Annotated in this window: 12 protein-coding genes; 11 read left to right on the top strand and 1 reads right to left on the bottom strand. The window is 40.7% G+C overall.

Features of this window, described 5'->3' with window-relative positions; all coding sequences use genetic code 11:
* Positions 1-15 precede the first annotated feature (15 nt).
* The 9 genes from atpB to glmU all read left to right on the top strand — a co-directional run bounded on the left by atpB (position 16) and on the right by glmU (position 8160).
* Positions 16-873: a F0F1 ATP synthase subunit A gene (gene atpB, locus CWC11_RS19260; RefSeq protein ID WP_058548199.1), complete on the top strand. Its 858-nt coding sequence runs from the start codon at positions 16-18 to the stop codon at positions 871-873.
* A 51-nt stretch (positions 874-924) separates the two neighbouring features.
* On the top strand, positions 925-1158 hold the full coding sequence (atpE, locus tag CWC11_RS19255; RefSeq protein WP_138683981.1) for a F0F1 ATP synthase subunit C: 234 nt from the start codon (positions 925-927) through the stop codon (positions 1156-1158).
* Between the two features lie 42 nt (positions 1159-1200).
* Positions 1201-1671: a F0F1 ATP synthase subunit B gene (atpF, locus tag CWC11_RS19250; protein WP_058548200.1), complete on the top strand. Its 471-nt coding sequence runs from the start codon at positions 1201-1203 to the stop codon at positions 1669-1671.
* 16 nt (positions 1672-1687) lie between these two features.
* Complete coding sequence (gene atpH / locus CWC11_RS19245) at positions 1688-2221, top strand: F0F1 ATP synthase subunit delta (protein ID WP_138683980.1); 534 nt, start codon at positions 1688-1690, stop codon at positions 2219-2221.
* 14 nt (positions 2222-2235) lie between these two features.
* Positions 2236-3777, top strand: a complete 1542-nt coding sequence (atpA, locus tag CWC11_RS19240; protein ID WP_058548202.1) for a F0F1 ATP synthase subunit alpha — start codon at positions 2236-2238, stop codon at positions 3775-3777.
* Positions 3778-3837: 60 nt separating this feature from the next.
* Positions 3838-4698, top strand: a complete 861-nt coding sequence (atpG, locus tag CWC11_RS19235) for a F0F1 ATP synthase subunit gamma (protein ID WP_058548203.1) — start codon at positions 3838-3840, stop codon at positions 4696-4698.
* A gap of 33 nt (positions 4699-4731) precedes the next feature.
* Positions 4732-6117: a F0F1 ATP synthase subunit beta gene (gene atpD, locus CWC11_RS19230; RefSeq protein WP_138683979.1), complete on the top strand. Its 1386-nt coding sequence runs from the start codon at positions 4732-4734 to the stop codon at positions 6115-6117.
* A 13-nt stretch (positions 6118-6130) separates the two neighbouring features.
* Entirely contained in the window at positions 6131-6553 is a 423-nt protein-coding gene (locus CWC11_RS19225) for a F0F1 ATP synthase subunit epsilon (protein ID WP_058548205.1), read from the top strand.
* Between the two features lie 248 nt (positions 6554-6801).
* On the top strand, positions 6802-8160 hold the full coding sequence (gene glmU / locus CWC11_RS19220; protein ID WP_138683978.1) for a bifunctional UDP-N-acetylglucosamine diphosphorylase/glucosamine-1-phosphate N-acetyltransferase GlmU: 1359 nt from the start codon (positions 6802-6804) through the stop codon (positions 8158-8160).
* 28 nt (positions 8161-8188) lie between these two features.
* Here glmU and CWC11_RS19215 read toward each other — a convergent pair whose 3' ends face one another.
* A complete protein-coding gene (locus CWC11_RS19215; RefSeq protein ID WP_138683977.1) occupies positions 8189-9031 on the bottom strand; it encodes a LytR/AlgR family response regulator transcription factor in 843 nt (280 codons plus the stop codon).
* Between the two features lie 141 nt (positions 9032-9172).
* On the opposite strand from CWC11_RS19215, the gene CWC11_RS19210 reads away from it, so the two are divergent.
* Complete coding sequence (locus CWC11_RS19210) at positions 9173-10396, top strand: acyltransferase family protein (protein ID WP_138683976.1); 1224 nt, start codon at positions 9173-9175, stop codon at positions 10394-10396.
* 86 nt (positions 10397-10482) lie between these two features.
* Positions 10483-12276 (top strand): choice-of-anchor I family protein, encoded by a 1794-nt coding sequence (locus CWC11_RS19205; RefSeq protein WP_138683975.1) that lies wholly within the window; start codon positions 10483-10485, stop codon positions 12274-12276.
* The last annotated feature ends 618 nt before the right edge of the window (positions 12277-12894 follow it).

The raw sequence follows: 12894 nt of genomic DNA, 5'->3' as shown, positions 1-12894 counted from the left end.
CTTTTGGGATATAACATGGCTGCAGAAGAAGTTACTATATCAAGCCATATCCAGCATCACTTAACAAACGCTAAGATGTGTATGACCGACTCTGGTCTTGCCTTCAATAAAGCGTGTGCAGACAGTGGTTTCTGGACATGGAATATAGATACCCTCGCATGGTCAATCGGACTAGGTCTATTATTTTTATGGACTTTCCGTAGTGCCGCAAAAAAAGCACACATAGGTGTGCCTGGTAAATTTCAATGTTTTATTGAAATGATTGTTGAGTTCGTTGGCGACAACGTACGTGACACTTACCACGGTAAAAGCAAATTAATTGCTCCATTAGCCTTAACAATCTTTGTTTGGGTGTTCTTAATGAACCTAATGGATTTAATCCCTGTTGACTTCTTGCCTGCACTTGCTGGTCTTGTTGGTGAACAAGCCTTCGGCATGGATTCACACGATGTATACATGAAAATTGTACCAACCACAGACATTAACTTAACCGCAGCTTTAGCTATTGGTGTGTTTATTCTGATGATTGGCTACTCTATTAAAATTAAAGGGGTTGGCGGCTTTATTAAAGAGCTTACACTTCACCCATTTAGCTCTAATAGCAAAGTAGCTATGATTTTCTTAATTCCTTGTAATTTATTACTAGAAACAATCGCTTTAGTGTCTAAGCCTTTCTCGTTAGCACTGCGTTTATTCGGTAACTTATACGCTGGTGAATTGATTTTCATACTTATCGGCGCAGTTGGTTTAATGCAACTTCCGTTGCACTTTGTTTGGGCTGTATTCCATATCTTAGTAATCGTGTTACAAGCATTCGTATTTATGATGCTAACCATTGTTTACCTAAGCATGGCAAGTTCAGATAATCACTAATTTATACACTTTTTATATTTAACTTTAACAATTGAAACTTTGGAGAAAAAAATGGAACTAATGATCGGTCTTAAGTACATCGCAGTTGCTTTACTTATCGGCTTCGGTGCAATCGGTACTGCAATCGGCTTCGGTAACATGGGTGGTAAATTCCTAGAAGCATGTGCGCGTCAGCCTGAGCTTGCACCTTCATTACAAGTTAAGATGTTCATCCTAGCTGGTCTAATCGATGCGGTAGCAATGATCGGTGTTGGTATCGCAATGGTAATCCTGTTCGTACTTTAATTTAATTTTTTGAACAGCTTACTATTTTAAGGAGGAGCGGTCGTGAATATAACAGCCACTCTTATCGGTGAATTAATTGCGTTTACGGTGTTTGTACTATTTTGTATGAAATATGTATGGCCACCATTGAATGATGCAATTGAAGCTCGCCAGAAGAAAATTGAAGATGGTTTAGCTGCCTCTGATAGAGCCGAAAAAGACTTAGAACTTGCGCAACAAAAAGCTGCAGAACAGCTTAAAGATGCAAAAGCTCAAGCGGCAGATATCATTGAACAAGCTAAAAAGCGTGCCGTGCTAATTGTTGACGAAGAAACTGTTCGTGGACAAGAAGAACGTGAAAAAATTATTGCTCAAGGGCACTCTGAAATTGAATCAGAGCGTAACCGCGTGACAGAAGAGCTACGTAAGCAAGTAGCAACACTGGCTGTGGTTGGCGCAGAGAGAATTTTAGAGCGTGAAATCAATCAAGCCGCACATAGTGACATCGTTGAAAAACTTGTCGCTGAGCTGTAATTAGGAGGGTATGAGCATGTCTGAATTGACTACTATCGCTCGCCCATACGCTAAAGCGGCTTTTGAGCTTGCCGTTGAAAAAGGCACAATTGAAAGCTGGAATGACATGTTGTTCTTTGCAGGCGAAGTTGCCAGCAATGAGCAAGCATCAACCATTTTAGCTGGATTGCCTACTGCTACTGCACAAGCTGAGTTATTTATTAACATATGTGCAGAGCAGCTCAACGAACAAGGTCAGAACCTAGTGAAGGTGATGGCTGAAAATGGACGTTTGATTGCACTGCCTGAGGTTGCTCAGTTATTCGCTGCTTTTAAAGCAGAGTATGACAAAGAAATCGATGTAGATGTGATTTCGGCAACCCCTCTTGCTGCACAGCAGCAAGAGTCATTGGTAGCGACACTTGAAAAACGTTTCGCACGCAAAGTTAAGCTGAATTGTAGTGAAGACGCTGCAGTTGTTGGCGGCCTTATTATTAAGGCGGGTGACACTGTAATCGACGGCTCAATACGCGGTAAATTAAACCGCTTAGCCACAACACTACAATCGTAATTGGGAAAAAGAGCATGCAACTTAATTCCACTGAAATTTCAGATCTGATCAAACAACGTATTGAGCAGTTCGAAGTTGTAAGTGAAGCTCGTAACGAAGGTACAATTGTATCTGTTACTGACGGTATCATCCGCATCCACGGTCTTGCTGACTGTATGCAAGGTGAAATGATTGAGCTTCCAGGCAACCGTTATGCTATCGCACTAAACCTTGAGCGCGACTCAATTGGTGCAGTAGTAATGGGTCCTTACGCTGACCTTACTGAAGGCGTAAAAGTATACACAACTGGTCGTATCTTAGAAGTTCCTGTTGGTGCTGGTTTACTTGGTCGTGTTGTAAACACGCTAGGTGCTCCTATCGACGGTAAAGGCGCTTTAGATAACGACGGTTTTGAACCTGTAGAAAAAATTGCACCAGGTGTAATCGAGCGTCAATCTGTAGATGAGCCAGTACAAACTGGTTACAAATCTATTGATGCTATGATCCCAGTTGGTCGTGGTCAGCGTGAGCTTGTAATCGGTGACCGCCAAACAGGTAAAACTGCACTAGCAATCGATGCAATCATCAACCAAAAGAACACAGGCGTTAAGTGTGTGTACGTAGCGGTTGGCCAAAAAGCATCTACTATTGCGAACGTAGTACGTAAATTAGAAGAGCACGGTGCACTTGCAAATACTATCGTAGTTGTAGCATCTGCTTCTGAGTCTGCGGCACTTCAGTACTTAGCACCGTTCTCGGGCTGTACTATGGGTGAATACTTCCGTGACCGTGGTGAAAACGCATTAATCGTATATGATGATTTATCTAAGCAAGCAGTTGCTTACCGTCAAATCTCATTACTACTTAAGCGTCCACCAGGTCGTGAAGCATACCCAGGTGACGTATTCTACCTTCACTCTCGTCTTTTAGAGCGTGCATCGCGTGTAAACGCAGATTACGTTGAAAAGTTCACCAATGGTGAAGTGAAAGGACAAACTGGTTCATTGACGGCATTGCCAATCATTGAAACTCAAGGCGGCGACGTTTCTGCGTTCGTACCGACAAACGTTATCTCTATCACCGATGGTCAGATCTTCTTAGAAACTGACTTATTCAACTCAGGTATCCGTCCGGCAGTAAATGCTGGTATCTCGGTATCGCGTGTTGGTGGTGCTGCACAAACTAAAATCGTTAAGAAACTAGGTGGCGGTATCCGTCTAGCCCTAGCTCAGTACCGTGAATTAGCTGCGTTCTCGCAGTTCGCGTCTGACCTTGATGATGCTACACGTGCTCAACTTGAGCATGGTGAGCGTGTAACAGAGCTAATGAAGCAGAAACAGTACGCACCAATGTCTGTTGCTGATATGTCTTTGTCGTTATTTGCAGCTGAGAAAGGCTATCTTAAAGATATCGAAATTCCTAAAATTATGGATTTCGAAGCAGCTTTACTTTCTTACGCAAGTAGCACATACGCAGAGCTTGTGGCTCAAATCAATGAAACTGGTAACTACAACGCCGAGATCGAAGCGAAACTTAAAGAACTTCTAGAGAAGTTCAAGTCTACGCAAACTTGGTAATTTAGTTATTAATGGTGCGCTTTAGTTTACTAAAGCACACCTTGATTCGGAGAGAGAGTCATGGCCAGCGGAAAAGAGATTAAAAGCAAGATCGGGAGTATTAAAAATACTCAAAAGATCACTAGCGCAATGGAAATGGTTGCTGCGTCTAAAATGAAAAAGGCGCAAGAACGAGTGGCTTCAAGCCGTCCATACGCTGACAAATTACGCAAAGTGATTGGTCGTGTTGCTCAAGCAAATCTTGATTTTACTCACCCGTTCTTAGAAGAACGTGAAGTAAAGCGAGTTGGTTATATTGTTATCTCTACTGACCGTGGTCTATGTGGCGGCTTAAACTCAAACGAGTTTAAAAAAGTTGCATTAGATATTAAAGCATGGAAAGAAAAAGGTGTAGACGCAGAGTTTGCAACTTTAGGCAGCAAAGCTGCTGGTTTCTTTCAACGCTTTGGTGGTCAAGTGCTTGCTAAAAAAGCAGGCCTAGGAGATAAACCTTCAGTACAAGACGTTATTGGTCCTGTAAAAATAATGCTTGATGCATTCTCTGAAGGTAAAATTGACCGTTTATTCCTGGTATATAACAACTTCGTTAATACCATGAAGCAAGAGCCAACAATAGATCAGTTACTCCCTTTGCCAAAAGCTGAAAAAGAAGTATCTGCCCACACATGGGACTACTTATACGAACCAAATCCAGAGGCTATTTTAGAGTCTTTGTTAGTACGTTTCGTAGAGTCTCAGGTATACCAAGGTGTGGTTGAGAACGCTGCCTCTGAACAGGCTGCCCGTATGGTTGCAATGAAAGCTGCAACAGATAATGCCGGCGACCTTATGGATGAGTTACAGCTTGTTTATAACAAGGCCCGCCAAGCGGCAATCACACAAGAAATTAGTGAGATTGTTTCTGGTTCAGCCGCAGTTTAATGCTTCAGGCAAAGATTAACGAGAGGAATAGACATGAGTTTAGGTAAGGTCGTCCAAATTATCGGTGCCGTTGTGGATATTGAGTTTTCTCAAGACAACGTGCCAGCCGTATATGACGCGCTAAAAGTAACAGATGGCGATTTAGCTGGTTTGACTCTAGAAGTTCAACAGCAGCTAGGTGGCGGTGTGGTACGTACTATCGCACTAGGTACTACAGACGGTTTACGTCGTGGTGCTTCAGTATCAAACACAGGTGAAGCGATTCAAGTTCCAGTTGGTAAAGCAACACTTGGTCGTATCATGAACGTACTTGGTGAGCCAATCGATGAAGCTGGCCCAATCGGCGAAGAAGACCGTATGTCTATTCACCGTGCAGCGCCTTCATACGAAGAGCAATCAAGTTCAGTTGAGCTTTTAGAAACTGGTATCAAGGTAATCGACCTTGTATGTCCATTTGCTAAAGGTGGTAAAGTTGGTTTATTCGGTGGTGCCGGTGTAGGTAAAACCGTAAACATGATGGAACTTATCCGTAACATCGCAATCGAGCACAGCGGCTACTCAGTATTCGCAGGTGTTGGTGAGCGTACTCGTGAGGGTAACGATTTCTACCATGAGATGAACGATTCAAACGTACTTGATAAAGTATCGCTTGTATACGGTCAGATGAACGAGCCTCCAGGTAACCGTTTACGCGTAGCGTTAACAGGTCTTACTATGGCTGAAAAGTTCCGTGATGAAGGTCGCGATGTACTTTTCTTCGTAGATAACATCTACCGTTACACGCTTGCTGGTACAGAAGTATCTGCACTACTTGGTCGTATGCCATCAGCGGTAGGTTACCAGCCTACACTAGCTGAAGAAATGGGTGTGCTTCAAGAGCGTATCGCTTCAACTAAGACAGGTTCAATTACATCAATCCAAGCGGTATACGTACCTGCGGATGATTTAACGGATCCATCTCCAGCAACGACCTTTGCTCACTTAGATGCAACAGTAGTACTTTCACGTGATATCGCATCACTTGGTATTTACCCAGCGGTAGATCCACTTGATTCATCTTCACGTCAACTTGACCCATTAGTAATTGGTCAAGAGCACTACGATACAGCACGTGGCGTTCAAACAGTTCTTCAGCGTTACAAAGAACTTAAAGACATCATTGCAATCCTAGGTATGGACGAGCTTTCTGACGAAGATAAGCAACTTGTATCTCGTGCACGTAAAATCCAACGTTTCCTATCTCAGCCATTCTTCGTGGCAGAGGTGTTTACAGGCGCGTCTGGTAAATACGTATCACTAAAAGATACAATTGCTGGCTTTAAAGGCATCTTAAACGGTGAGTTTGATGACCTTCCAGAGCAAGCGTTCTACATGGTTGGCTCTATCGAAGAAGCTCAAGAAAAAGCTAAAAGCATGTAATTAGGAGGGTAGTATGGCAGCTATGACTGTACATCTTGACGTAGTAAGCGCAGAACAGAGTTTGTTCTCTGGTCTAGTTGAATCGATTCAAGTATCTGGTAGTGAAGGTGAGCTTGGTGTTAATGCCGGCCACGCCCCACTACTAACTGCCCTTAAACCTGGTATGGTACGTTTAGTTAAGCAGTTTGGTGAAGAAGAACTCATCTACATTGCTGGCGGTACACTAGAAGTTCAACCGAACATAGTAACCGTACTTGCTGATACAGCTGTTCGTGGTGAAGACCTTGACGAGCAAGCTGCAGAGCAAGCTAAACGTGACGCAGAAAGCCAAATGGCTAATGCGTCAGCTGCTGAATTTGATTATCAAAAAGCAGCTATGCAACTAGCGGAAGCTATTGCACAACTTCGCGTAATTCAGCAATTACGTAAAAAGTAAGCCTATCCGGTTTTAAAAAGCCCACTTTATGTGGGCTTTTTTGTGCCTGTTATTTGGCTTAACACTTATATCAACCTGCAAAGCTGGTTACAATAAGTGTAATTATTATGAACAGTTTGTTTATCATAGATTCAGTCATTATTTATTATAATATGGCTGAGTATGTATACATGGAGTGACATGCGTAATCTCGTAAGCTTATTTTCATTAACTACTCAATAAAACAACGGAAAAAGGAAATTGTTTTAATGGCTCTAACAACAGTAATTCTTGCTGCGGGTAAAGGTACTCGTATGCGTTCTGCTCTACCTAAAGTTCTGCATAAAGTGGCAGGTAAACCTATGGTGCAGCACGTTATAGATAACGCAAAGGCACTTGGGGCAACCACAACTAATTTAGTTTACGGACACGGCGGTGAACTATTACAACAACAACTTGCTGATAACGACGTAAATTGGGTATTGCAAGCAGAACAACTTGGTACTGGCCACGCAGTAGCTCAAGCTAACCCACATATTAATGATGGCGACACTGTACTTGTGTTGTACGGCGATGTACCTCTTACAAAGCAATCAACACTAGAGCGCTTATTAGCTGCAACACCTAAAAATGGTTTAGCGGTATTAACTGTTAACTTAGTTAACCCAAATGGCTACGGCCGTATGCTGCGTGAAAATGGCAAGCTTGTTGGTATTGTTGAGCAAAAAGATGCAAGCGCCGAGCAGTTACTTATTAGCGAAGTAAACACCGGCATTATGGCGGTTAACGGCAAGCTTTTAAAAACATGGTTAGGCAACTTATCTAATAATAATGCGCAGGGTGAATACTACCTTACAGATATCGTTGCTATGGCGCACAGTGAAGGTGTAGAAATCACATCAGCGCAGCCAGATCATGCAATGGAAGTTGAAGGCGCAAACAACCGCGTACAACTTGCAGGCCTAGAGCGTGCCTACCAAGCATGGCAAGCAGAAGAGCTAATGTTAAATGGCGCAACTCTCGCCGACCCTGCCCGTATCGATGTACGCGGCAATGTTAAAACAGGCGAAGACGTATTAATTGATATAAACGTTATTTTTGAAGGTAATGTGACCCTTGGTAATAACGTACAAATTGGTCCTAACTGTGTACTTAAAAACTGTACCATAGGCGATAACGTTGTAATAAAAGCGAATACCCTAATTGAAGATGCAAGCGTAGCGGCTAAATGTACGCTTGGGCCATATGCTCGCCTTCGCCCTGGTGCGGTAATGGAAGAAGACTCGCACATTGGTAACTTTGTAGAGATGAAAAAAACCCGCTTAGGCAAAGGTTCTAAAGCAAACCACTTAAGTTACTTAGGCGATGCTGAAATTGGTGAAAAAGTGAATATTGGTGCGGGCACTATTACCTGTAACTACGATGGGGTTAATAAAGCAAAAACCATTATTGGTGATAACGCCTTTATTGGTTCAAATTCATCACTTGTTGCTCCTGTAAATATTGGTGCAACAGCAACTGTAGGTGCAGGCTCTGTGATCACCAGTACCGTTGAAGATGAGCAGCTTGCAATAGCACGCTCTAAACAGCGTAATTTAACCGGCTGGAAACGACCAGTTAAAAAATAATAATGAAAGGCTACTTAGTTAGCCTTTTTTATTTCAGTTTTAGCTTAAATTGCTCTTTGTAGCGTCTAGATAGGTTAAGTACTTTACCTGTAGTTAGCTTTATTTCACTATCACCACTAGGTAGCGGTGTAATAGACTCTATTCTATCAAGGTTTACGCCATGACTGCGGTGGACTCTACAAAAGCCTTTATCTTCTAATTGCTCACTTAGTGCTGTAAGGGTTGTTCTTAAAGGGTAAATAGACGTGCCAATATATAAGTTTACATAGTTACCTGATGATTCAAGCCAATCAACATCGTCTATTTTTACAATAAATTCTTTGCCACGCTTTTTTACGAGCAAACGGCTTAGAGTGGGTGTTGCTTGTTGCTCGCTTTCTTCTATTGAAGATGCCTCCCCTAATAATTGCTGAACAACATATTGATATACTTTTATTAGCGTAATAAAAAATACAAAGCTAATAGCATCCTTTTGGTATTCGTATATTAATTCATACCAACTCAGTCCAAAATCATAAGCGCGGCCATAAGCTAAATATACAAGCTTGCGACTACCAACCATAATAGCAATATGTAACATGCTAAATATAATTGAAGCGCCAAAATACATAGCCAATGAAGCAGGTACTTTTTGCCAATTAAAAGGTGTGTTTTTCAAAAACCAAATTAAAGCCGGAAACATAAGCAATGATCCTAGTGCGCTTGAATACTCCCATACAAATGGCTCCCAAATTAAAAATGGTACATCTCCTGCTCTTTTTGCCTCCATTATTTGGGTTGTAGCGTTTATTGTATTGTTTATCAAAATATATGCGCAAAGTAATGCAGAGGCATATAGGGCTTGAAAACGCTGAAAGTGTTGTAGGTTCATAATATGTGCTTATATTTATGTGGTGGGTTTATCCCTAAATACCACCTTTTATCACTATTGCTTGTAATATAAGCACTTATGAATAGTTTTTGCGAGTTGTTTAAGTCTTACTAGTACCAATACGCATACATTGGCTTAAGCATGAATAAACAATTACACCTCACAACTCATTTAAATAATCGTCATTACTTTCTTGATTGGCTAAGAGTAATTGCGTTTGCTGTACTTATTTTTTATCACATAGGTATGCTGTACAGCGAAAATTGGGGTTTTCACTTTAAAAGTACTTATACATCTCAATACGTAGAGTATTTTATGTTGATGTTTGCTCCTTGGAGAATGCTACTTATATGGTTTATATCTGGGGTAGCACTTCGATTTATGCTTGATAAGGTAAGAGGCGTTAAATCAAACTTCTTTTTTATTTTAAATCGCTCTATTTTTATATTACTCCCTTTGCTGGTGGGCTTATGGTTAATAGTTCCCTTTCAGCTGTATGCAGAAATGTCGCAACAAAGCGTTATAAACATATCGTATTGGCAGTTTTACTCCGCGTTTTTAGATATTAATAATGAAATGTTTGCTAATTACCAATCTGGAGTATGGCCGCACGTAGATGTAAATCATTTATGGTATTTACGTTCTTTATGGCAGTTTATGCTTATTGTTTTTTTATTTTCACTATTCGTAAAGCTTCCTATTTTTCAGCCTTTGCTCAAGTTGGTTAAAATAAGCCTACCCCTACTTGCAAGCTTATTAGTCATAGCAATGCTGCTTACTAATAACTATTTAAAAGGAGATGCAATTCGTGAAACTAACGGCTTTATATTTTTATTGATAGGGTACCTGTTAGCTAAGTACGCTTATTTTTGGGCGAGCTTAAATCACTATTTTTGCCTGCTATGTGTAAGCTTTGCCCTGCTGTGTATATACATAGTAATGGCTTATCAAAACGTGTTTGATTTACCTAGCTATGTTTTTACTACTCTTTACAACATTCAAAGAGTATTGGGAGTGCTAACCATGCTTGCACTCGCACAGCATTTTTTAAACTTTAAAACTAGCTACTTAAAAACATTAAATAGCTGGGTATTCCCTTTTTATCTATTACATCAAAGTGTACTCATAATTCTATGTTTTGTTTTGCAGCCTTTAAGGCTAGGTTATTTTATTGAGCCACTCTTAGTTGTTATTGGTACATGGTGTGTTTGCGCGGTCATTACATTAGTAGTTACACGCATTGATATTTTAGGGCCTTTTATAGGGATTAAAGCTAAAAATAGCTATTCCAAGCCTTTTAAATTATTAGGTTATACAGTAAGTCTTGTTCTTGTATGCCCTTTAGCATTAAAACTCGTTTTTTAAGTTAAAAAAGCTTTATTAAAAATGCCATAACTTTGTCATACCGGTGTGTTGTTATTTTTGCCAATACAATACTAAGGAAAATAACAATGTTAAAAAGGTCACTTATAGCACTTTCACTCATATCAATATTAACGGGTTGCTCACTAGATGGAGATGACGGCCAAGACGGCACGCAAGGTATTCAGGGAGAGCAAGGTACAGCGGGTCAAAATGGTACTAACGGCACCAATGCAAACTCTGCGTTAAATATAAGTTTAGTAGGCCGCGCTGTACTTAATGCCCAAAGCCCCGAAGGTGCAGCCGAAATAGTCGCTTATCAAGCATCTAAAAAATGGATTTACGCTATTAATAGCTCTGGTGATGAAGCAGTAGTGAACATTATACCCGCCGATACGTTTGATACTGCCGCACTCGTTCAAGATAACGAAGGAATAGTGAATGCAACTAACCTTACATCAGCAATTACTCTTACCTTAAATGATAGCACCCCAGGGGATGCGAACAGCATAGCAATAGATGAAACTAACCAATTACTGGCTGTTGCAATGGCAGCTAAAACCGTGGGCGAAGCGGGTCAAATAGCGTTTTACAATATTAGCGGCGATACACCGGTGTTTATTAAAAATGTAATGGTCGGCTTTTTACCAGACATGGTGACATTTAGTCATAGTGGGGCAAAAGTAGTTGTTGCTAATGAGGGCGAACCTAACGGCGATTACAGTATCGACCCAGAGGGCTCTATTAGCGTTATTAATATTGAAAATGGCGTAATTGCCGATAAGGCCAGCAATATTGATTTTACTGCATATAACAATCAACAAACTGAGCTTGAAGAGAAAGGGCTAGTTTTTGCCAACCCCACAGGGCGAACAATTAATGGAAATGAAATAAATACAACAGTTGCCATGGACCTAGAACCTGAGTACGTCAGCATTTCTAAAGATAACAAATATGCCTATATATCAATTCAAGAAAATAACGCACTAGCCATCGTTAATTTAGAAGATAACTCTCTTGAACTAAAAGGGTTGGGATTTAAAGGTTGGTCTAACTTGCAAATAGACGCATCAGATAAAGACGGCGGTGTTAATTTTAAATCATACACTGGCTTATATGGAATGTATCAGCCAGATACTATCTCAAGTTTTAGCTGGAAAGGCGCAAACTTTATAGTGTCGGCAAATGAAGGTGATGCACGTGAATACTTCTTTGATACAACAGACGAAGCAGACTGCATAGCAAAAGGAGGTCTAGATTACGATGAAGATGATGGTTGCCTTGCATACATAGATGAAAGCCGTGTTGAAGATTTAACCCTTGCTGCTAATTTTGATTACTTAAATAACGACGATAACGATATTGGTCGTTTAAAAGTAAGTACAGTAAAAGGTGATGCTAATAACGATGGCCAGTACGAATCGCTTTATGCCTATGGTGCACGGTCGTTTACCATTTGGGACAGTAATGGGCTGGTGGTGTTTGATTCAGGCGACGATATAGGCCGTATAACTGCATCTGTACATGGCGAAGCCTTTAATAATAATGAAGATGAAAACGAAGGTGACACACGCTCAGATGATAAAGGCGCAGAACCAGAAGCGCTAACAATAGGTAGCATCGGCGAACGCACCTTTGCTTTTATAGGTCTTGAGCGTATGGGTGGGATTATGGTTTACGATATTACTAATCCTTACGATGTACAATTTGAAGATTACTTTTATAACCGAGGTGTAATAGAGGGAGCAGATATAACCGGTGACCTTGCACCCGAAGGAATGGTGTTTGTACCGGCTGAGCAAAGTGCCACTAACAAACCACTCCTTATAATAGGTAATGAGATCTCAGGTTCTATAGCTGTATGGCAAATTGCAGCAAATTAAAACCAACAAAGCAGTATAGCGATTACTAAGTGTACTGCTTTTTCTAACGCGCAAATAATAGCTGTAAAATAGCGACATAATGTGCGCGTTTTTTAATCTAAAATCACTCCGAAGCCCTTTGTTTGTATGCGTTTCATACTAAATTCATTTATTTGTCAAAAAGCTGAAATAAAACATTGACCCCCGCTCGAATCTCCCTATAATGCGACCCCACTGAGACGGGAAACGCCAACGCATAGCAAGGCAGCAGCGGCTCAGAGAGTTAAGTAAAACTTCGGTTTTGAATCTTCTAAAAAGAAAGTTTAAAACAAAGTGTTGACTCGAAAAATAAAGGGTGTATTATTCGCATCCCTTGAGTCGCTAAAGCGACTCAAAACGTTCTTTAACAATATAAAGCAATCATCTGTGTGGGCACTCGTACAGATTGAGTTCTAACAGCCAACCTACTTCGGTAGTGAGGCAAAAAAATTAGAGTCTCAATTGAAACTGAGTGACCATATGTTATTAAAAGATTCAGCCTTGAGCTGTTTTGATTTCACTTTTTTTAAAAGTGAAAATAATAACGCACAGTCAATTCGTTTTTGGCAACAAAAACAAAAATTCAGAATTCATTGAGCT

It is taken from the genome of Pseudoalteromonas sp. S3178 (assembly GCF_005886985.1).
Classification (GTDB): Bacteria; Pseudomonadota; Gammaproteobacteria; order Enterobacterales; family Alteromonadaceae; genus Pseudoalteromonas; species Pseudoalteromonas carrageenovora.
The sequence above is the reverse complement of the archived record's forward strand: the minus strand, read 5'-3'. Positions and strand labels throughout refer to the sequence as shown.